The following is a 19,431-nucleotide window of genomic DNA, read 5'->3' on the forward strand; positions in this document are numbered from 1 at the left end:
GGGAATGATCAAGTTGAACCGAATTGTTTTGATGGTGGGGGCCGCCTTGGCCCTCGTCCTCTCCGGGTGTGTCTCTACCCCTGAAAAGCAGACCTTCGCGGATATCACGTTCCAGCACTTGACCCCGATCAATCTGGATGTGGGGGAAATCCGCGTGGTCAACGATTTCCGGGCACCGTTGAAGGCCCCGCATGTGGAACATGAACTGCCGGTCAAGATTGACCAGTCCGTGACCCGCTGGGTTCGGGACAGGCTGAAGGCTGTGGGGAACTCCGGCTCGGTTGCGGTGGTGACCATCAAGGATGCCAGTGCGGTCGAAACTTCCCTTGAGAAGACAACAGGCCTGTCCGGTCTGGTCACGCGGGATCAGGCGGAACTCTATACCTTTCAGGTGGACGTGGACCTTCAGATCCAGACCATTTCAGGGTCCCGTGGCTTTGCCAATGCGGTTGCCAAGCGGCAGAAATCCGTGCCGGAGGATATCAGCCTGAACGACCGGGAACAGGTCTATTACGGACAGGTGGAACGCCTGATGCAGGACTTTGATCTGGAGATGGAAAAGAATATCCGCCAGTTCATGTCCGCCTTTGTCCGTTAAGCCCGGAAGGGCGGACCTGATCGCGAGATGACAGGCAGTGCCCCGGCGGGGCGCTGCCTTTTTGTTGGAAAGGTGGAGAGAGCGAGAGCGCTTTTCCCGGCAAGCTCGATCAGCGCTGCCAGAACCGTTTTGTGAACAGGACCAGCACGGTAAACAGTTCAAGACGGCCTAGCAGCATGCCAAGGGACATCAGCCACTTGGCAGAGTCGGGCAGAGACTTGAAGGACCCGGACGGCCCCACGATATCGCCGAGCCCCGGTCCCACATTGGCGATGGCCGTCCCGGCGCTGGAAATGGCGGTCAGGAAGTCAAGGCCGGTCAGGCTGAGCGCCACGGTCAGCAGGGCAAAGGTGGCCATGAACAGGAACATGAAGCTCATCACGGCGGTGATGGTGTCCCGGCCCAGCGGGCGCCCGTTATACTGGGGCTGGAAAATCCCGTTCGGCTGGATCAGTTGTTTCAACTGGCAGCTCAGGGACTCGAACACCACCTGAAAGCGGAAAATCTTGATCCCGCACGAGGTGGACCCGGCGCAGCCGCCGACAAACATCAGGAAGAAGAACACCGCCACCGCAAAGCCGCCCCACGCGTTATAGTCTGTGGTGGCATAGCCGGTCCCGGTAATGACCGAGGTGACGTTGAACGCCGCATAGCGGACGGCCATGACAAGGCTGACCTCGGCGGTGGCCAGTTGCCATGCGGTCATCAGGAAGATGCCGAACACCAAAATCACCAGGAACCAGCGGACCTGGCTGTCATTGGCAAGGCTGCCGGGTTGTCCCTGTGTCAGGCGCATATACAGCAGGAAGGGCAGGCCGCCAAGGATCATGAAGACCACGGCAACGGCGTCAATCAGGGCATTGTCAAAATGCCCCATGGACCCGTCCGAGGTCGAGAAACCGGCGGTCGAAATGGTGGTCATGGCATGGGCCACGGCCTCAAAGAAGCTCATGCCCGCCAGATAATAACAGATGGTGCAGATGATGCTGAGGATCAGGTAGATGGAGCCGATGCTCTTGACGATCTCGGCAACGCGGGGCAGGGCCTTTTCCGACGAGGCTTCCGCCCCCTCCATGCGGAATAGCTGCATTCCGCCGACCCGCAGCAGCGGCAGGATGGCGATGGCCATGACAATGATGCCAATGCCGCCCAGCCATTGCAGCAGGGCGCGCCACAGCAAGATGCCCGGCGGGGCGAAATCAAGGCCTGTCAACACGGTGGAGCCGGTGGTGGTCAGCCCGGACATGGCCTCGAAATAGGCATCTGTATAGCTGATATCCAGTTCGCTGAAGGTTAGCGGCAGGGCGGCGAAGGCCGGGATCATCACCCAGGAGACGGTGGTCAACAGAAAGGCCTGCCGGACACTGAACTCCATCTGGCTTTCCCGGTTCGACAGGAACAGCCCGCCGCCGATGAAAATGGCAACGACGGCGGCGGCCAGAAAGACCTGCCAGTCCTGATGCCCGAAATACAGGTCAACCGCAGCCGGGATCAGCATGGCCAGACCCAGAACCGTCAGAAGCATACCGGTAATGGCAGAGATCAAACGGAAATTAATCAACGGGGCCTGACTCCGGGGTTCGGGCTAGCGACGGTCGACGAACGACAGCAGTTCGCGCCGGGTGATGTCAGAGTCGCGGAAACAGCCCAGCATGGCGCTGGTGATCATGGTAACGCCGTCCTTGTGGACCCCGCGTGTGGTCATGCACTGGTGGGCGCTTTCGATGATCACGGCCACGCCTTTCGGTTTCAGGGCATGGTCGATGGTTTCGGCAATCTGCTGGGTCAGCTTTTCCTGGATTTGCAGGCGCTTCGAGAAGGCGTCCACGACCCGCGCCAGCTTGGAAATGCCCACCACCCGGTTGTTGGGCATATAGGCCACATGGGCGACCCCGATAATGGGAACCATGTGATGCTCGCAATAGCTTTCCAGACGAATGTCCTTCAGGACAATCATCTCGTCATAGCCATGCACCTCCTCAAAGGTGCGTTCCAGATATTCCTCGGGGTTCTCGTTATATCCGGCGAAAAATTCCAGATAGGATCGGGCGACACGGTCCGGGGTGCCGAGAAGCCCTTCGCGGGACGGATCGTCGCCTGCCCATCGGATCAGGGTGCGGACAGCTTCTTCCGCTTCTGCTTTTGTGGGTTTGTCCATCATAGTCTTTGTAACCGGGCTAGATTTGCTCATTCTGTGTATCTCACTAAAGAATATCGGGGGGGGTTGCAAGCCATCTGTTCTGTTGGCTGCCGCCGTCCCCTGTGATACGGAGCAGGGAAGCGATCAGTTCAGGCGCGGTTTCTCATGGGGGCTGTCCAGCGAGAAGGCGGGGATATCCACCGCCAGCCAGTCGCCGCCCTCCACTTCCATGTCGTAGGTCCCCACCATGATGCCGGACGGGGTCCCAAGGGGCGTTCCGCTGGTATATTCATAGCTTTCGCCGGGGGCCAGCACCGGCTGTTCCCCGACCACGCCCGCGCCCCGGACAACCTCGGTCCGCCCATCGGCATCGGTGATGTGCCAGCATCGCTGGCGCAGGGTGACCGTGCGGGTTCCCTTGTTGTGGATACGCACCTTGTAGGCCCAGACATACAATCCGTCTGCCGGGTCCGAGCGTTCACTGAGAAACACGGGAAGGACCGATACCTCGATGCCTTCCGTTGTTTTTGAATATGCGGCTTCCCAAGTCATTTTGGGCCTCGTTCTTTTCCCGTTGCCGGGCCTGTTTCCGGCAGATTACCTGAAAAACCTCATCTTCCCCACTTTTTTCCTGTGGGTGTTTCGGAACGCGAGGGGGCGCGGCACCGGCACCCGGCGCCCGCCATCCCCGTTCCGGCCCGGATCAGGACAGGGCTTCGCCCAGATCCGCAATCAGGTCGTCCGCATCCTCCAGCCCGACAGACAGGCGGACCATCCCTTCGGAAATACCCAGATGCCGTTTCAGGTCTTCCGAGACACTGGCATGGGTGGTGGTGGTCGGATGGGTGATCAGGCTTTTGGAATCGCCAAGATTGTTGCTGATATCGATCAGGTTCAGCTTGTTCAGGAAGGCAAAGGCCTTGTCCTGTCCGCCTTCCAGTTCGAAACTGACCAGCGTGCTGCCGCGTTTCATCTGGCGGCGGGCCAGATCGGCCTGCGGGTGGCTGTCGCTGCCCGGATAGATGACCTGCTGGATGCCTTTGGCATTTTCAAGGAAGGCGGCGATCTTTTCCGCGTTGTCCGTCTGCCGGTTAACCCGAAGGTCCAGCGTCTCCAGACCCTTCAGAAGGTTCCACGCGTTGAACGGGCTGAGGGCAGGGCCGGTATGTTTCAGGTAAGGGGACAGGGTTTCCTCGATAAACTCCTCGTCGCCAAGAATGACACCGCCAAGGCAGCGGCCCTGACCGTCGATATGCTTGGTGGCGGAATAAACCACCACATCGGCGCCCAGTTCCAGCGGCTTCTGGAAGATGGAGGTGGCGAACACGTTGTCCACGATCACCTTGGCGCCGACCGCATGGGCCATCTCGGCAACGGCGGCGATATCGACAATTTCCAGCGTCGGGTTGGACGGGGTTTCAAGGAACACGGCGGCGGTCTCCGGCGTGAAGGCGGCCTTCCATTGATCCAGATGGGTGCCGTCCACCAGCGTGATACCAACGCCGAAGCGGGGCAGGATTTCCTCGATGATATAAAGACAGGAGCCGAACAGCGCCTTTGGCGCCACCACATGATCCCCGGCCTTCAACTGACACATCAGCGCCGCGTTGACAGCGGCCATGCCACTGGAGGTGCCCCGGGCGCCGCCTGCCCCTTCAAGGGCCTGCATGCGTTCCTCGAACACGGACAGGGTGGGGTTGGCATAGCGGGAATAGATATAGCCTTCATTTTCACCGGTAAAGCGCCCGGCGGCTTCCTCGGCGCTGTCATAGACAAAGCCGGAATTCATGAAGATCGCTTCAGAGGTTTCCTTGAACTGGGACCGGCTCAGTCCCCCGCGCACCAGTTTGGTGGCTGTTCCTACGTTACGATTACGGATACCTTTGTTTCTTGTCACAGTCATTTTGACCTCGAGGCATAAAAAAACCCCGACCACCAGTCAGGGTTCTCACGAGCCCCGACCTTTTAGCGTTTCATTTAACGTGGCCGCAAGCCGGTCGGCACAAATCACCACGGAGGCCTGATTATGGGAAACAGGCGGGTGCTGTCAAGTGTCTGAAATCGGTGTTTTGTTCGTATTTTTTATTGTGCTTTTTCAGCACATTATGTACATATCGCCAAGAGGCGGGCGTAGCTCAATGGTAGAGCAGGAGCTTCCCAAGCTTAAGACGAGGGTTCGATTCCCTTCGCCCGCTCCAGATTTTCCCTCGAATTTTCCTGTATTTCTGCGGCTATCGCCTTGGTTTGCCCCGGCGAATTTGCGCGTTTTTCCCGCGCCCGCTACACGTAGAAAATCAGCGCCTGCAGGGCCAGATAGACGGCGATGGCGATCAGGAACAGGTTGATGCTGCGGTCTGCGGCCTTGCCCATTTCTTTCAGCTTCTTTGCGAACAGAAGGCGCCCGATAAACAGGGCGACGAAGGCGATAAGCAGGATTTTCAGCAGCATGGGGGCTCTTTTCAGGACGCGATTGAGGTATTGGCTATTCTGACCACGGACACATTGTTCTTGCCGTGGGTCTTGACCCTATACATCTCTTCGTCGGCCTGATCCACCAGATCGGTCCAGCTTTTTGTCCCGACGGAGCGGATATCCGTGATGCCAATGCTGGCGGTGACCGGTTGGCCGTCCGGGCGCAGCCCGAAGCCGTTTGTGCGCATGCGGCGGATGGCCTTGCCGGCCCCGGCGGCGTTGGTGTTGGGCAGCAGCATGACGAATTCCTCGCCGCCCCAGCGGATCAGCACATCGGAATCCCGCAGGTTCCGTTTCATGCTGGCCGCCGCCTCGGCCAGAATGCGGTCCCCGGCCTCGTGGCCGAACTGGTCATTGATGATCTTGAAGTTGTCGATATCCAGAAAGACAACGGCCAGATCGGCTTTCTGGCGCTGGGCAATCCGGAACTGAACGTCGAGGATTTCCTCGCCGCTGTTGCGGCTGTAGCAGTTGGTCAGGCTATCGACGGAGGCCTGCTCGACCAGTGACAGCATGTAGCTGAGCTGACTGATGGAGGAAAAGGCACAGAGCATGCTGGCCCCCATCAGGGACAGCAGGATCCCCAGCCCCGGCATGGGATTGACCTGACTGGGCATGAGCGACAGGATCAGCAACTCGCTGGTGAAGATCAGGATCAGCGTCAGGAAGGTTTCCTTGAAGGTGAGCGGGAAGATGGCGATGCAGACAACCACCAGAAACGGGAAAATCGCATAGCTTGCCGAGGTCAGGCCATCAATGGATTCAACAAATTGCGGCAGGATCAGCGGTTGGTACAGCCCCTGAAAGACCAGATTGATCGCAAAGAAGATGCCAAGCGCAACATAGGCATCCCGAAGGGTGTCTTTCTGGCGGGTGACGACCATCAGGCCCAGAAGAAGCAGCGCGGATATGCCCCGGAACAGGGCCAGTGAGCTGGATGTTTCCGGCGGGAAACTGGCCACATCCATCAGGATACCGGCCAGAAAGAGGACCATGCCCACAATGGTCATCAGGCGAATACGGGACAGGATCACCAGTGCCCGGCGGCGTACAAGCAAGTGGGAATGAAGCCGGGCAGAGATCAGACCGGCAATTCGTTGATGTGAAATCTTTTCCCCGCTGCCGCCGGTAATGACGTTCAACAGATACCTTAACGCAGACACTCAGGCCCCCCCGAGGGATGATACAATTACGACACTCGGTACTGATTGTTACAAAAAGTATCAAATTTTATGGATTGCCATAAGGGAAATGTGAAAAACGGGCCGAATCATCGGCCCGCTTTGCAGTGACTGTGACATGAATAAGACAGGAATTACCGTTTCCGGTTGATAAAGGCTGTCATCATGGTGCGGGGCTCGTCCACCTCAAAGGCCTTGGCGTAGCTGTCGATGCCGCACTGGATGCCTTCCTCGGCCGTGGTGTTTTCCCACATGTTGCAGAGTTCCTTCTGCAACCGGATGGCGTTTCGGCCGCCCTCCAGGATTTCCTCGACCACCACATTTGTCGCTTCATCCAGCTTGCCTTTTTCGGCAAGGCGCTGGACGAAACCGGCCTGATAGGCCTCATCCCCGTACAGGGTGCGGGCGGTCAGGACCAGATCCCGGGCAAGGCCGACACCCAGGGTGCGGGGCAGGATGGCCGCCTCGATAACGGACGGGATGCCGACGCGCACTTCCGGCATGGCGAATTCGGCGGTTGCCTCGGCCACGACGATGTCACAGATGGCCGCAATTTCCATACCGGCACCAAGGCAATAGCCGTTCACACGGGCGATCACCGGAACGGGCAGGGCGCGAATGGCGGCACAGACATTATGCAGCGAGGTGATGAAGGCGCGGGCAGTATCCGGGTTCAGTTCAGCCATTTCGTTGATGTTGGCGCCGCCGACAAAGGCTTTTTCACCGGCACCGGTCAGGACCACAACCGCAACATCCTTGTCGGATTTCAGCGCATCAAAGGTGGCCTGCAGTTCGACAAGGATGTCTGAATTGAGGGTATTCAGCTTTTTCTGGTTGTCGATGGCGACGGTACAAACATCACCATTTGCGGTTTTTTCGCGGGTTGTTTTCACAAAAGATGCCATTCTATTCTCCAATTTTTGTTATTAGGCATTATATTTGAGGGAGAACCCCGGAAAAGCGGGGAGGTATCCCGGGATAATTTCGGGCAACCCTAACCATTTGTTGTGAAGTTGAGAAGAGCCAATGTTCATTCAGACACAGGCAGGCGATACCCCGGCGCGGTTGGAATTCTACCCCGGTAAATCCGTGGTTGAAGCCGGCGGGATCAAGATCAATCGGGAGGAGGCGGAAAGCCGCTCCCCGCTCGCGCAGCGCATCTATGCGGTGGCAGGTGTTGAGGGGGTGACCCTCAATACGGACAGTGTGCTGGTCGAAAAATCCGCCGATGCAAACTGGGATACGCTGCGGACTGAAATTTTTGGCGCCATTATGGCCCATTATGAAAGCGGTGCCCCGGCCCTGAAAGAAGGCGCGTCCGGCGAGGACGGCGAGTTCGATACGGAAATCATTGATCAGGTGAAGGACCTGCTGGCCACCCGGATCGTTCCGGCGGTCACCCAGTCCGGCGGGGATGTGGGCTTTCACAGCTACAAGGACGGGAACCTGTACCTGAAGCTGCAAGGCTCCGCCTTTTCCATGCTGACCGGTATTACCAACATGCTTCGGCATTATGTGCCTGAAATCAAGGCCGTGGTCGATCACCGCGAGGCGCTGCCCCGTCCGGGCCTTCATTCAGAAGAAGGGCTGGTCATTCGCGAATTGCTGCAAACCCGGATCAATCCGTCCATCGCGGCCCATGGCGGGTATATTACGCTGGTGGATGTGAAGGATGCGGTTGCCTATGTGCGCCTTGAAGGCGGCTGTCAGGGCTGCGGCATGGCCGATGTCACCCTGAAACAGGGCGTGGCCAAGGAAATCATGGAAAAGGTGCCGTCCATTACCGAGGTTCTGGATGTGACAGACCATGCGGGCGGGGCCAACCCCTATTACCGACCGTCCTGATCGGGTCCTGATCGGTTCCTGATATTCTAACGATTTTTACGCCTCTTTCTTGATCCCGGCCTGACGCTGTCTTGCCGGGATCAACGTTCCAGACGATAGACCTGAACGCTCTTGTGCCGTCCCTTGACGGAATGGGTGCCCACATCCCGGACGCCCGTATCGATATGGGCGGCTTGCCGGGTCTCCTCGGATATCAGGGTGCAGACCTCTGACGGGCAGTTCTGGTTGGGCAGGCTTTTGCCCAGTTGCTCGATCCGCTGGGCGATATTCACCGTATCGCCAACCACCGTATAGTTGATGCGCCCGGAAGAGCCGATATTCCCCACCACCAGTTCGCCGCTGTGAATGCCGATCCGCATACGGATCGGGGGCTCCCCGGCCTTGACCCGTTCCCGGTTGTCCTGATGGATGGCCGCGTCAATCTTTTGCGCTGCCCGGCAGGCCCGCTCGGCGTGGTCCTCCTGATGGGCGGGGGCGCCCCAGAAGGCCATGACCGCATCGCCAATAAACTTGTCAACGGTCCCGCCTTCGGCCTCGATGCAGTTGGTTACCAGTTCGAAATGGTGGTTCAGCAGGTCCGCCACCTCGTGCGAGGACATGGTCTCGGCCAGCGAGGTGAAGCCGACGATATCGGTGAACATGACCGAGACGCAGCGGGTTTCCGAGGCCGCGACACCGGATTCCATCAATTGCCGGACCAGGCTTTTCGGCACATAGTTTTCAAACCAGTGCAGCCCGCGCAGCATGGTGGCGTGGGCCTGCGCCGCTTCGTCGATTTCCTGAAAGCGGCTGGATGGCAGTTCCGCCTCTGCCGAGAAATCAAGACCGGAAACCTTTTTCGAGGCGTTGGACAGCACCCGGATCGGGCGGGCGATCCGCCGTCCCATGAAGAAGGCAAGGATCACCCCCAGCACCAGAATGCCAAGTCCGACGATGCCCGCCATGGCCAGACGCCGGACTTCCCGGGTGGCGTCTTCATACTTGACCCGGTACCCGATGATGAACGGCCGATCCGTATAGCCTTCGAGGGAGGTATAGAAGAACTGGTAGCGCTCTCCGTTCACATCGAGGATATGCCCGTCAAACCCCAGTTCATCCCGGAACAGGCGGAACGGACTGCGGTCCCCTTTCCAGATATTGGCAAGGACGGGGTCGCGGATTTCCGACAGTTTCGGCACCACCCCTTCATAGGTGACGGTGTCTGAATTGACCGGATAGGCGTCCTGCGTCAGAACATGGTCCTTGCCATACAGGATGAACCGGTCCTCATCTTCCGACAGGCCGTTCTTCTGGATGGCCTTGCTGATAACCGAGACAGGAACCGCGGCGAACAGGATGCCGATCAGGTCGTTCTCCTTGTAAATTGGCTGGCGGAAACTGAGGACGGTTTCCCCGGCGTCCGGGGCGTAAACCAGCCGTTGCCAGCTTCCTGTCCGATGATCGAAGGCATCACTGACCGTGGCGGCCGTAATCGGGTCGCCGGAATTGTCGAATAGAAAGGTTTTCTCTGTGCGTCGGTCCGCAACGATGGTGGTCAGGTTGGGATAGACAAAAACCAGTCCCTTGATCTGGCTGGACCCGGCCAGTCCGGCCAGCAATGAATGTTCCAGTGCCTGTACATCGTCGGAGTCGATCTGGCCACGATAGATCAGCTCCGCCAGATAGCGGACCTGTTCCTCGGCCGGGTTCAGAAGATTTTCAAGGTTGGCCTTGACCAGATCCATTTCCGCCTTTGCCTTGTCGATCAGCAATTCGCGGGTGTTGGTCAGGCCGGATATGATGCTGATCCCCAGAACGGACAGGACTGCCACTGCGACCAAAGTACCAAAGCCAACCGCCAGCGCCGTGGCAATGGAAATTCGACCCTTCGGGTGTGTGGGGGCATCAGGTGTTGAAATCGCTTCTCTCCAACAAGGACCTCATCTGGACGGGGCGCAGTGTATCCGGTTTACCGGGCAATGCAACGTGGATTGATGGGGCAGGCTGTTCAACCGTGCCTCAAACCCCCTATTGTCGTGGACTTTCCGTTTCGTTGCCGGTATGAGTTTGGGTATGAACATGCTGTTGATCTTTGAAATCGTCCTTTTGCTGGCCTGCATCTTCTCCCTTGCGATGATGCGGCGCAGTTATTTCCCGGTCAATCTTTTCTGGGCGGTCGGGGTGACCGCGATTGGCGCGGCGGCGGCGCTGGGCGCCTTTGTCTATGCCGGATTTGACAGCGTTGCCCCCTATCACACTACCGTGACCCGGTTTGCCGGCTCTGTCGGGCTTGTCAGTCTGGCGCTGGCAGCGGCGGGCGGTATTTTTTCACGCCAGTTTCATCAGGCAGGCTGGTGGATTGTCCTGATCGGGATCATGGCGCTGGTCGGGGTTCTGTTGTTCGATGCGTGGCAGTTGTCGGAAAATGTTCGATATGGCGTGATCGGGGTTCTGGTTCTGGCGGCGGTTTATCGGTTGCTGTCGGCCTTTTCCATCGGGATTTTTCTGGCCGCCGGGACGGCGTTTCTGGTTATTGCAGGCACGGCCGCGGGCAGTGTCGCCTCCATGGTCGGCATGAACAGCACCAACCTGTATCATCTTCTTCTTTCGGTGGCGGTCCTGCTTTTTGGCATCTACGCCATGAAAGAGTGAAAAGGCCTTGAAACGCTGAGGCAAGCAGCCTAATACGTTAATCGAATTTTTAAAGAACCAATGTATGAACGGTACAGGGGATCGCGGGAACGCTTTTTCCCGGTGCTTTTGTTTTTTTCAAACGGAACAGACCGAAAATCATTATGACTGACACCGAGGCTCAACACACTACCAAGGATCTCTTCGTCGTATTTGGAGGACGGGTGATCGATACACGCGGTCGGGATTTTGCCGATCCCCGCAAGATGGATGTTTGCGGCTTTTTTGAAAGCCGGGAACAGGCGGTGGACGCATGGCGCGCAGCCAGCCAGAAGCATGTGGATGACGCATTCACCAAGTACGTCATCGTAAAGGTCTGGTAAAAGCCGCGACGGACGCTGATTTTCCTGCCGCTTTTTGGGAAACGGGCAAAAGATATTTTGCCTGACGCGTACCTTGGGGGTACGCTGGCAAAAATTCCCAATAAAAAGGTAGGTACAACGTTGCGTAACTTTTCTCTTCCCGGACGTTCCGTCACTTACGGACTTAATGGCGCTATCGCCACTTCCAGCGTTCATGCCTCACAGGTCGGGCTGTCGATCCTGAAGGCGGGCGGTAACGCCATGGATGCGGCCATTGCCGCCTGTGCGGTGCAGTGTGTTGTCGATCCCATGCAGACCGGGATCGGCGGTGACTGCTTTGCCCTGATTGCCCCGAAAGGCAGCGACCAGATTGAGGGGCTGAACGGCTCCGGGCGGGCGCCTGCGGCCTTGACCGCAGATAGCCTGCTTGAACAGGGCATTGACGAGATCGCCCTGACCAGCCCCCATTCTGTTACGGTTCCCGGTGCCATTGATGCCTGGGAAAAACTGCATCGTCAGTATGGCAGCATGGATTTCGCCGACATTCTGGCGCCCGCCATCGATTGCGCTGAAAACGGGTTTGTGGTCACCCAGCGGACGGCTGTGGACTGGGCTCTTACCGAACAGAAGCTGTCCGCCAATGCGGCGGCGTCCCGGCTTTATCTGAAAAATGGCAAGGCCCCGGCAGCCGGAACCGTCTGGCGGTCACCGGAACTGGCACAGACCCTGAAGGCCGTGGCCCGTCACGGCCGGGCCGCCTTCTATGAGGGCGAGATTGCCGAAAAGATGGTGGCGACGCTGAACGCGGCGGGTGCCGTTCACGCAGCAGACGATTTCGCCGCGACCGCCGCCGACTTTGTCGATCTTGTGTCCACCGATTACAAGGGGAACCGGGTTCACCAGATCCCGCCGAACGGGCAGGGCATCACGGCGCTGATCATGCTCAATATCCTCAAGGGCTATGACATGGCGGGGCTGGACCCGGTTGGTACCCGGCGTCTGCATTTGCAGGCCGAAGCAGCGCGGTTGGCCTATCTGGCCCGCGATTTGTACGTTGCCGATCCCACGCAGGCCGAGGTGCCGGTTGACATGCTGTTGTCCGACGAGTTTGCGGCCCATCTTCGCAATCATATCACCGAGGGCAAGGCCGGCGATCCGAAAGGGGCCGGTGCGTTCGACAAGCACAAGGACACGGTTTACCTGTCCGTGGTGGACCGGGACGGAACAGCGGTTTCCTTTATCAACTCCGTGTTCCATCCGTTCGGGTCCGGCATTGTGTGCCCGGATACGGGGGTTGTCTTCCAGAACCGGGGCGCCGGTTTCGTGGTCGACAAGGATCACCCCAACTGCGTCGCGCCGGGCAAGCGGCCCATGCACACCATCATTCCCGGCATGGTCACGGCCAAGGGCAAGGCGTCTATTTGCTATGGTGTCATGGGCGGCGGTTACCAACCGGTCGGTCATGCCCATGTACTGTCCAATATCTTTGATTTTGGCATGGATGTGCAGGAAGCCATTGATTGCCCGCGGGCCTTCTATAACGCCGGTATTCTGGAGCTTGAGGAAACCATCGCGCCGGAGGTCCGGCAGGAACTGGCCGACATGGGCTATCAGATCAAGACCCCGGACATGCCCCATGGTGGCGGTCAGATGATCATGATCGATCATGAAAACGGTGTTCTGGCCGCTGGCAGCGAACCGCGCAAGGACGGCGCGGCACTGGCCTATTAGAACGATCGTTACAGAATATGAAAAAAGCGGCTTTTAAGCCGCTTTTTTTGTGTTTTTTCGCTCTTTTTCCAAAACCGGCCGATTTCGGGTCGGCCGGGTCACCGGATTGGAGAAGACGTTACATGCGCTCCGGCACGTCGATGCCCAGAATATCCAGAACTGCCTCGATCTGGCGAAGCGTGATGGCACAAAGCCGCAGGCGGGACGCACGGATGGCGGCATCCTCTTCGCCCAGCACATGACAGTCATGATAGAAGGCGTTGAATTCCTGGGTCAGGGAATAAACATGCTCGCAGAGGATATTGGGCGCGTTCTTTTCAGCGGCCGCCTGAACGGCCTGCGGCAGGGCGGCAAGGGCCAGCATCAGGTTGCGTTCCGCATCCTTGCTTGCCACCAGTGCCCCTTCGGTCAGGCCCTGATCCGCGGCCTTCCGCAGCATGGACTTGATGCGGACGGCGGCGTACATCTGGTACGGGCCGGTCTTCCCCTCAAATCGGGTAAAGCGTTCCAGATCAAACACATAGTTTGACATGCGCTGGTTGGACAGGTCGGCAAACTTGATGGCGGCCACACCGACGCGGGTGGCAATGGCCTCCAACTCGGCGGTGTCGAACCGGTCTTCCATGCCCGCTTCGACCACAACCTTGTGGGCCTCGCTGATGGCATCGTCAATCAGGCTGCGAAGACGGACAACCCCGCCGTCACGGGTCTTGAGGGGCTTGCCGTCCGTGCCGTTGACGGTGCCGAAGCCCACATGCTCAAGCCGGGCTTCCGCATCAAGGCTGCCGCACTTGCGGGCGGCCCGGAAGACCTGCTCGAAATGCAGGCTCTGGCGGGCATCCACAACATACAGGATGGTATCCGGGTCGTGTTCTTCCTGCCGCATCTCGATGGTGGCAAGGTCGGTGGTACCGTACATGACCGCCCCGTCTGATTTTTGCAGGATCAGCGGCGGCATTTCCTTCTTGTCGTCTTCTTCGGCGACACGAACGATGACGGCGCCGTCGGACAGCTCGGACAGGCCCTTTTCCTCCAGCCGTTTCAACATGCCTGGGATATGGTCGTTGGTATCGGCCTCGCCCTTCCATTCGGTGAAGTTGGCGCCCAACAGGTCAAAGTCGATTTTGGTCTCGGCCACGGACACGTCCAGCATATGCTGCCACAAGGCCCGGTAACCGGGGCGACCCTGTTGCAGCTCAAACGTGGCGGTACGGGCGGATTCGAGGAAGGCCGGGTCTTCCTTGCTGCGCCCCGAGGCCGCCGGATAGAGGACCTGCAACTGTTCAACGGTGACCGGTGAGGTGGCCGGATAGGGGCCACTGAAATCTGCATCGAAATAGGGCAGGTCCGGCTGTTCGCGCTCGATCTCCTTGATAAGGAGGCCCATGGGCAGACCCCAGTCCCCGAAATGCACATCGCTGATCACCCGGTCGCCGAGGAAAACCCGGAGGCGCCGCAGGCTTTCACCAATGATGGTGGCGCGGAGATGACCCACATGCATGGCCTTGGCCACATTCGGCCCGCCATAGTCGAGAATCACGGTTTCCGGATCATGACCGTGCCGCGCCCCGAAATAGGGATCATCGGCCAACTCATTGATATGGCCGAGCAGGAAATCATCGGACAGGCTGAGATTGATAAAGCCGGGACCGGCGAGGGACAGATCGGAGAAGTGACCGGTTTCCTGCAGCTTGGCAACGATCTGATCGGCAATTTCCCGCGGGTTGCGCTTGGCCGCCTTGGCAGCGGCAAGGGCACCATTGCACTGAAACTGGCCCAGTTCTCGTCGCTGCGAGACCACGACCCGGCCAAGAGAGGAATCCAGGTCGCATTGTGCAAAAGCCTGCCCGACAAGGGCGCTCAACTGATCAAGGAGTGAAACGGTCACGCGTCTTTTCTTTCGAAATTACTGGTATTGATTCAGGGCTTGTTTATATAAGGGGAGAGCCCGGCCCCCACATATGGCCATCTGTCTAATGGAAAAAACCGGCAAGGCCAAGGATTTTGCTGGAAATTATGGCCTTTCGCCAGAAAATTCCAGGAAAAATCGGCCCCTCCCTTGACACTCAAAACCGCATTGCATAAATCGGATGGGAATTCGTTAGCACTCTCGGTTGGTGAGTGCTAACATCCGACCAAACCAACTGTAACTGACTCTGAATTAGGGAGAGTTTTGAATGTCATTTCGTCCTTTGCACGATCGCGTGCTGATCAAGCGTGTAGAAAGCGAAGAAAAAACCGCTGGCGGTATCATCCTCGTGGACAGCGCGCAGGAAAAACCGATGGAAGGCGAGGTTATCGCCGTTGGTAACGGCGCGATCAAGGAAGATGGTTCTGTCCGTGCGCTCGACGTTTCTGTTGGTGACAAGGTACTGTTCGGCAAATGGTCCGGTACCGAAATCAAGCTCAACGGCGAAGAGCTGTTGATCATGAAAGAGTCCGACATCATGGGCATCCTCGGCTAACCACACAAACAGAATTAGGGAATCAAGAAAATGGCAAAAGTCGTAAAATTTGGCGCCGATGCGCGCAGCCAGATCCTCAAGGGTGTCAACACACTTGCAGACGCCGTTAAAGTAACGCTCGGCCCGAAAGGCCGGAACGTTGTTCTCGACAAATCCTTTGGCGCACCGCGCGTGACCAAGGACGGTGTTTCCGTCGCCAAGGAAATCGAGCTGGAAGACAAGCTTGAAAACATGGGCGCACAGATGGTCCGTGAAGTTGCTTCCAAGACCAACGACGTTGCCGGTGACGGTACCACCACAGCAACCGTTCTGGCACAGAGCATCGTTCAGGAAGGCATGAAGGCCGTTGCAGCCGGCATGAACCCGATGGACCTGAAACGCGGCATCGATCTGGCCGTTGGTAAAGCCGTTGAAAGCATCCGTGCGGGCGCAAACCCGGTTGCCGGTGCAGAGGAAATTGCCCAGGTCGGTACCATTTCCGCAAACGGTGAAGCCGAAATTGGCCGCATCATTGCAGACGCCATGCAGAAAGTCGGCAACGAAGGCGTTATCACGGTTGAAGAAGCCAAAGGCCTCGAAACCGAGCTGGACGTTGTTGAAGGCATGCAGTTCGACCGCGGTTACCTGTCACCATACTTCGTGACAAACGCTGAAAAGATGATGGCTGAAATGGAAAGCCCGTTCATCCTGCTGCACGAGAAGAAGCTGACCAACCTGCAGCCGATGCTGCCGATCCTGGAAGCTGTCGTTCAGTCCGGCAAGCCGCTTCTGATCATTGCTGAAGACATCGAAGGCGAAGCGCTGGCAACTCTGGTTGTCAACAAGCTGCGCGGTGGCCTGAAAATTGCTGCTGTTAAGGCTCCGGGCTTCGGTGACCGTCGTAAGGCCATGCTGGAAGATATCGCCATCCTGACCGGTGGTCAGCTGATCTCTGAAGAGCTGGGCATCAAACTGGAAAGCGTTACCCTCGACATGCTGGGTACAGCGAAGACTGTTACGATCTCCAAGGAAGAAACCACAATCGTTGACGGTGCAGGCGCCAAGGAAAAAATCGAGGCTCGTTGCACACAGATCCGTTCACAGATCGAAGAAACTTCTTCTGACTACGATCGTGAAAAACTTCAGGAACGTCTGGCCAAGCTGGCTGGTGGTGTTGCCCTCATCAAGGTTGGCGGCGCAACTGAAGTTGAAGTGAAGGAACGCAAGGACCGCGTTGACGATGCCCTGCACGCAACCCGCGCTGCTGTTGAAGAAGGTATCGTTCCGGGCGGCGGAACAGCCCTGCTGTACGCATCCCGCGCACTGGACGGTCTGGAAGGCGTCAACAACGACCAGAATGTTGGCATCAAGATCATCCGTCGTGCACTGGAAGCTCCGGTTCGCCAGATTGCAGAAAACGCCGGTTATGACGGTGCTGTTATCGCTGGCAAGCTGCTGGAACAGAGCGACGCCAAGTTCGGCTTCAACGCACAGACAGGCGTCTACGGCGACCTGCTGAAAGACGGCGTTGTTGATCCGGCCAAGGTTGTCCGCACCGCACTGGAAGACGCATCTTCCATCGCTGGCCTGCTGATCACCACCGAAGCGACTGTTACAGACGCTCCGAAAAAGGAAGGCGCCGCACCGGCAATGCCTGACATGGGCGGTATGGGCGGCATGGGTGGCATGGGCTTCTAAGCCGATCATCCCAACCGAAAAAGAGAAGGGCTGCGATTTCGCAGCCCTTTTTTTGTGCTTGTTATCTGGCGGGCGGAAAACCCCTGATCCTTCGGGACGGGCCCTGATCCTTCGGGACGGGATCAGCGTTTGACGAAAACCTGCAGGAAGTTGTTGGACGGCATGGGGCAGCTTTCGGTCAGTTCAAGCCGGTGGCGGTCCGCCTCGGCGGCAACCGCGTCAATATCCCGAACCCCGAAGCGGGGGTCCTGCGCCTGCAACCAGTGTTCAAACTGGATGTTGCTGTCGGCGGTATGCGTGCCCCCGACCTTGTAGGGACCATAGAGAAAGAGCATCCCGCCCCGGTCCAGAAGGCGTCCGGCCCCCGCCATCAACCCCTGACAAACGGCCCACGGCGAAATGTGGATCATGTTGGCGTTGAAGATGACGCGGATTGGCGCGTGCTCATAGGAGGCTGCTTCCACCGGCCAGACGGGCGCGGCGGCGTCCAGAACCAGCGGCGCGAGAAGATTATCCGCCCCGGCAAGGTCCCGCCACGCCAGAACACTGTCATTCTGGGCGGCGTCCAGATTGCTGGGCTGCCAGTAAAGATGCGGCAATTGCGGCGCCATGAAAAAGGCATGCTCGCCCGATCCGCTGGCAATTTCCAGCAGGGTACCGGTTTCGGGCAGGCGGGGCTTCAGGGTCTCTAAAATCGGTTCACGGTTCCGCGCGGTTGCGGGGGCAAAAATACGGTTATCCTCAGTCATCCCGCTGGTCCTTGTGATGGTTCCATTTCTGGCGGGCGAAGCCTTGCTGAAAAAAGGTCTGCCGCTTTTCCGGTGGCAGAGAGCGGGCCATCTCCAGAAAGGCCCCCTGCATGAGGGTGTCAATCTGCCGCCGGTATGTGGTCATTTGCTGCTGGGTTGCGCCAATGGCGGGCAGGTCCAGTTCCGGCTGGCCGAGCAGGCGGGCAAGGTCCTGCCGGGCCGTCCGGTAATCCCGGTAAATGGCCTTCATCTGGCCCCGCTTGTCGCGCCACAGGGTATCGATTGCGTCTTTTTCGCTGTCTGACAGGGTGGACAGGGCGGCATGGCGATCAAACCAGCCGCTGCCCCGGCTGTGGCCGTAACCATGCTTCATCCACTGGGTTGCGAGAAAGGCACCCGCCGCCACATTGAGGCCAAGCGAGACGACAAAAAGGACTGTCAGGACCGTTTTTTTAGCTGCTGCCATTACCAAGCTCCCATTCTTGCAGGCTGTCGGACCAGGCAAGGTCGTTGAGTAGGGGTTCATCGTCCGGCACGGTCAGGTTGGGACTGAGGATGCCGACCAGTATGCCGATCATCAGGGCAAAGGCGAGCCCGCTGCCAACCCCGACAAAGGGCCGCAGCAGAAAAAGGAAGCCTTTATCTCGCGCACCGTATAGCCGGTCGGCATCGTTCAGGACCGCCCCCATCAGGTGGGAGGGGGCATGGGCTTGCTGTTCCTGTTCCTTGAACAGGCTGTCCACCGTGCGGGCTTCGGCAAGGTGGGCGGTGACTTCCGGGTCCGGCGCCGCCAAGAGCGGGGACAGGCGCTGGCGATCCTGAGGGGGCCAGCGGGCCGGGTCTGCGCCGTAAGCGTCCAGCACCCTCAGAAGGCGCTGTTTGTCGGTGTCGGTATCATGGCTCATTTCCGGCCTCCTTTCCTGTTCTCAGCCGTTTGTAACAAATCCCGAAGTTTCCGGCGACCGCGGGCCAGCAGGGATTCCAGGGCGTCGGTCGAAATATCCAGAATGCCGGCAGCCTCCCGCCCGGAGCATTCTTCCAGATGGACAAGACGGATGGCAGCCTGTTGCCGGGCTGGCAATTGTTGCAGACTGTGGGTCAGGCTGTCATGCATTTGTTGTCTCTCTCTCAGCTCAAACATGGACGGGGCCGGGTCGGCCTGCTCCGGTATTTCCGCGGAACTGAACCGTTTGGACTGGCGCAACCGATCCATGCACAGATTATAGACCACGCGATAAAGCCAGGTCTTGATCCGGGCCTGGGGCTGCCAATCCGGGGCGGCCTTCCATAGGCGCAAAAAGGCTTCCTGTGCGGTATCTTCCGCATCGCTTCGGTTGCCGAGCAGGGACAGGGCCTGCCGATAGGCGCCGTCCAGATGCTCGCGGGCCAGAAGGCGGCTGGCAGAGCCATCCCCCCGGGCGACCCGGCGCATCAAATCCGCATCACGTTCAACAGGGTCTGTTTTTCTCATAAGCCTTTGGTTTTCATTGGTTTACAAGGTCGGTAAATGACTTTTCCCTGGTCCCGTCCACGCTCTGTCACCCAGTATAACGGGGCAGGGGTGTTTTTCCGTCGTTGTTTGTGAAAAAAATGCGACCCCG

Annotated in this window: 20 protein-coding genes, 1 tRNA gene and 1 riboswitch; of the genes, 8 read left to right on the forward strand and 13 right to left on the reverse strand. The window is 58.4% G+C overall.

Annotated features, from left to right (window positions below; all coding sequences use genetic code 11):
* Positions 1–4: 4 nt before the first annotated feature.
* On the forward strand, positions 5–598 hold the full coding sequence (locus tag FQB27_RS02900) for a hypothetical protein (RefSeq protein ID WP_169559358.1): 594 nt from the start codon (positions 5–7) through the stop codon (positions 596–598).
* A gap of 109 nt (positions 599–707) precedes the next feature.
* Here FQB27_RS02900 and FQB27_RS02905 read toward each other — a convergent pair whose 3' ends face one another.
* The 4 genes from FQB27_RS02905 to metZ all read right to left on the reverse strand — a co-directional run bounded on the left by FQB27_RS02905 (position 708) and on the right by metZ (position 4,641).
* Entirely contained in the window at positions 708–2,159 is a 1,452-nt protein-coding gene (locus tag FQB27_RS02905) for a TrkH family potassium uptake protein (protein ID WP_206374237.1), read from the reverse strand.
* A 24-nt stretch (positions 2,160–2,183) separates the two neighbouring features.
* Complete coding sequence (folE, locus tag FQB27_RS02910; protein WP_240953334.1) at positions 2,184–2,759, reverse strand: GTP cyclohydrolase I FolE; 576 nt, start codon at positions 2,757–2,759, stop codon at positions 2,184–2,186.
* 123 nt (positions 2,760–2,882) lie between these two features.
* Positions 2,883–3,290 carry a Co2+/Mg2+ efflux protein ApaG gene (gene apaG / locus FQB27_RS02915; protein ID WP_169559360.1) on the reverse strand — a complete coding sequence of 136 codons (408 nt, stop codon included), beginning with the start codon at positions 3,288–3,290 and terminating at the stop codon, positions 2,883–2,885.
* A 151-nt stretch (positions 3,291–3,441) separates the two neighbouring features.
* Complete coding sequence (gene metZ, locus FQB27_RS02920) at positions 3,442–4,641, reverse strand: O-succinylhomoserine sulfhydrylase (protein WP_169559361.1); 1,200 nt, start codon at positions 4,639–4,641, stop codon at positions 3,442–3,444.
* Positions 4,642–4,683: 42 nt separating this feature from the next.
* Positions 4,684–4,762, reverse strand: a riboswitch (SAM riboswitch).
* Between the two features lie 100 nt (positions 4,763–4,862).
* Between metZ and FQB27_RS02925 the strand changes: the two genes are divergently transcribed.
* A tRNA-Gly gene (locus tag FQB27_RS02925) sits at positions 4,863–4,936 on the forward strand.
* An 82-nt stretch (positions 4,937–5,018) separates the two neighbouring features.
* Here the strand turns inward: FQB27_RS02925 and FQB27_RS02930 are convergent.
* From FQB27_RS02930 to FQB27_RS02940, 3 genes are all read right to left on the reverse strand, one after another.
* Positions 5,019–5,186, reverse strand: coding sequence for a hypothetical protein (locus FQB27_RS02930; RefSeq protein WP_169559362.1), 168 nt, complete (start codon positions 5,184–5,186; stop codon positions 5,019–5,021).
* A gap of 11 nt (positions 5,187–5,197) precedes the next feature.
* A complete protein-coding gene (locus FQB27_RS16870) occupies positions 5,198–6,373 on the reverse strand; it encodes a GGDEF domain-containing protein (protein ID WP_169559363.1) in 1,176 nt (391 codons plus the stop codon).
* 152 nt (positions 6,374–6,525) lie between these two features.
* Positions 6,526–7,296: an enoyl-CoA hydratase gene (locus FQB27_RS02940; protein WP_169559364.1), complete on the reverse strand. Its 771-nt coding sequence runs from the start codon at positions 7,294–7,296 to the stop codon at positions 6,526–6,528.
* 121 nt (positions 7,297–7,417) lie between these two features.
* On the opposite strand from FQB27_RS02940, the gene FQB27_RS16555 reads away from it, so the two are divergent.
* Positions 7,418–8,236 (forward strand): NifU family protein, encoded by an 819-nt coding sequence (locus tag FQB27_RS16555; RefSeq protein ID WP_206374242.1) that lies wholly within the window; start codon positions 7,418–7,420, stop codon positions 8,234–8,236.
* 80 nt (positions 8,237–8,316) lie between these two features.
* On the opposite strand, the gene FQB27_RS02950 is transcribed toward FQB27_RS16555, so the two are convergent.
* The gene (locus tag FQB27_RS02950) at positions 8,317–10,047 is read right to left on the reverse strand and encodes an adenylate/guanylate cyclase domain-containing protein (protein WP_169559365.1); all 1,731 of its coding nucleotides are present in this window, start codon (positions 10,045–10,047) and stop codon (positions 8,317–8,319) included.
* Between the two features lie 241 nt (positions 10,048–10,288).
* On the opposite strand from FQB27_RS02950, the gene FQB27_RS02955 reads away from it, so the two are divergent.
* From FQB27_RS02955 to ggt, 3 genes are all read left to right on the forward strand, one after another.
* Positions 10,289–10,867: a hypothetical protein gene (locus FQB27_RS02955; protein WP_169559366.1), complete on the forward strand. Its 579-nt coding sequence runs from the start codon at positions 10,289–10,291 to the stop codon at positions 10,865–10,867.
* 143 nt (positions 10,868–11,010) lie between these two features.
* On the forward strand, positions 11,011–11,229 hold the full coding sequence (locus FQB27_RS02960; protein WP_169559367.1) for a DUF4170 domain-containing protein: 219 nt from the start codon (positions 11,011–11,013) through the stop codon (positions 11,227–11,229).
* A gap of 120 nt (positions 11,230–11,349) precedes the next feature.
* Positions 11,350–12,939, forward strand: a complete 1,590-nt coding sequence (gene ggt, locus FQB27_RS02965) for a gamma-glutamyltransferase (protein ID WP_169559368.1) — start codon at positions 11,350–11,352, stop codon at positions 12,937–12,939.
* A gap of 118 nt (positions 12,940–13,057) precedes the next feature.
* Here the strand turns inward: ggt and argS are convergent, their stop codons facing one another.
* Positions 13,058–14,827 carry an arginine--tRNA ligase gene (gene argS / locus FQB27_RS02970; protein ID WP_169559369.1) on the reverse strand — a complete coding sequence of 590 codons (1,770 nt, stop codon included), beginning with the start codon at positions 14,825–14,827 and terminating at the stop codon, positions 13,058–13,060.
* 289 nt (positions 14,828–15,116) lie between these two features.
* Between argS and FQB27_RS02975 the strand changes: the two genes are divergently transcribed.
* Entirely contained in the window at positions 15,117–15,404 is a 288-nt protein-coding gene (locus FQB27_RS02975) for a co-chaperone GroES (RefSeq protein WP_169559370.1), read from the forward strand.
* 30 nt (positions 15,405–15,434) lie between these two features.
* Positions 15,435–17,081: a chaperonin GroEL gene (gene groL, locus FQB27_RS02980; protein ID WP_169559371.1), complete on the forward strand. Its 1,647-nt coding sequence runs from the start codon at positions 15,435–15,437 to the stop codon at positions 17,079–17,081.
* Between the two features lie 122 nt (positions 17,082–17,203).
* Here groL and FQB27_RS02985 read toward each other — a convergent pair whose 3' ends face one another.
* Genes FQB27_RS02985 through FQB27_RS03000 form a run of 4 tightly spaced genes read right to left on the reverse strand, consistent with a single transcriptional unit; the run spans position 17,204 to position 19,301 of the window.
* On the reverse strand, positions 17,204–17,830 hold the full coding sequence (locus FQB27_RS02985) for a DUF938 domain-containing protein (RefSeq protein ID WP_169559372.1): 627 nt from the start codon (positions 17,828–17,830) through the stop codon (positions 17,204–17,206).
* Positions 17,823–18,296, reverse strand: coding sequence for a periplasmic heavy metal sensor (locus FQB27_RS02990; RefSeq protein WP_169559373.1), 474 nt, complete (start codon positions 18,294–18,296; stop codon positions 17,823–17,825). Before FQB27_RS02990 ends, FQB27_RS02985 begins: the two co-directional genes overlap by 8 nt.
* The gene (locus tag FQB27_RS02995; protein ID WP_169559374.1) at positions 18,283–18,735 is read right to left on the reverse strand and encodes a hypothetical protein; all 453 of its coding nucleotides are present in this window, start codon (positions 18,733–18,735) and stop codon (positions 18,283–18,285) included. The genes FQB27_RS02990 and FQB27_RS02995 overlap by 14 nt, the downstream gene beginning before the upstream one ends.
* Positions 18,732–19,301: a sigma-70 family RNA polymerase sigma factor gene (locus tag FQB27_RS03000; protein ID WP_169559375.1), complete on the reverse strand. Its 570-nt coding sequence runs from the start codon at positions 19,299–19,301 to the stop codon at positions 18,732–18,734. Before FQB27_RS03000 ends, FQB27_RS02995 begins: the two co-directional genes overlap by 4 nt.
* Positions 19,302–19,431 lie beyond the last annotated feature (130 nt).

Source organism: Sneathiella chinensis (assembly GCF_012720115.1).
Classification (GTDB): Bacteria; Pseudomonadota; Alphaproteobacteria; order Sneathiellales; family Sneathiellaceae; genus Sneathiella; species Sneathiella chinensis.

Coding starts and splice junctions, on each gene's coding strand:
- FQB27_RS02900 (WP_169559358.1), top strand. CDS start 5: ATGATCAAGTTGAACCGAATTGTTTTGATGGTGGGGGCCGCCTTGGCC.
- folE (WP_240953334.1), bottom strand. CDS start 2,759: ATGATGGACAAACCCACAAAAGCAGAAGCGGAAGAAGCTGTCCGCACC.
- apaG (WP_169559360.1), bottom strand. CDS start 3,290: ATGACTTGGGAAGCCGCATATTCAAAAACAACGGAAGGCATCGAGGTA.
- metZ (WP_169559361.1), bottom strand. CDS start 4,641: ATGACTGTGACAAGAAACAAAGGTATCCGTAATCGTAACGTAGGAACA.
- FQB27_RS02930 (WP_169559362.1), bottom strand. CDS start 5,186: ATGCTGCTGAAAATCCTGCTTATCGCCTTCGTCGCCCTGTTTATCGGG.
- FQB27_RS02940 (WP_169559364.1), bottom strand. CDS start 7,296: ATGGCATCTTTTGTGAAAACAACCCGCGAAAAAACCGCAAATGGTGAT.
- FQB27_RS16555 (WP_206374242.1), top strand. CDS start 7,418: ATGTTCATTCAGACACAGGCAGGCGATACCCCGGCGCGGTTGGAATTC.
- FQB27_RS02955 (WP_169559366.1), top strand. CDS start 10,289: ATGAACATGCTGTTGATCTTTGAAATCGTCCTTTTGCTGGCCTGCATC.
- FQB27_RS02960 (WP_169559367.1), top strand. CDS start 11,011: ATGACTGACACCGAGGCTCAACACACTACCAAGGATCTCTTCGTCGTA.
- FQB27_RS02975 (WP_169559370.1), top strand. CDS start 15,117: ATGTCATTTCGTCCTTTGCACGATCGCGTGCTGATCAAGCGTGTAGAA.
- groL (WP_169559371.1), top strand. CDS start 15,435: ATGGCAAAAGTCGTAAAATTTGGCGCCGATGCGCGCAGCCAGATCCTC.
- FQB27_RS02985 (WP_169559372.1), bottom strand. CDS start 17,830: ATGACTGAGGATAACCGTATTTTTGCCCCCGCAACCGCGCGGAACCGT.
- FQB27_RS02990 (WP_169559373.1), bottom strand. CDS start 18,296: ATGGCAGCAGCTAAAAAAACGGTCCTGACAGTCCTTTTTGTCGTCTCG.
- FQB27_RS02995 (WP_169559374.1), bottom strand. CDS start 18,735: ATGAGCCATGATACCGACACCGACAAACAGCGCCTTCTGAGGGTGCTG.
- FQB27_RS03000 (WP_169559375.1), bottom strand. CDS start 19,301: ATGAGAAAAACAGACCCTGTTGAACGTGATGCGGATTTGATGCGCCGG.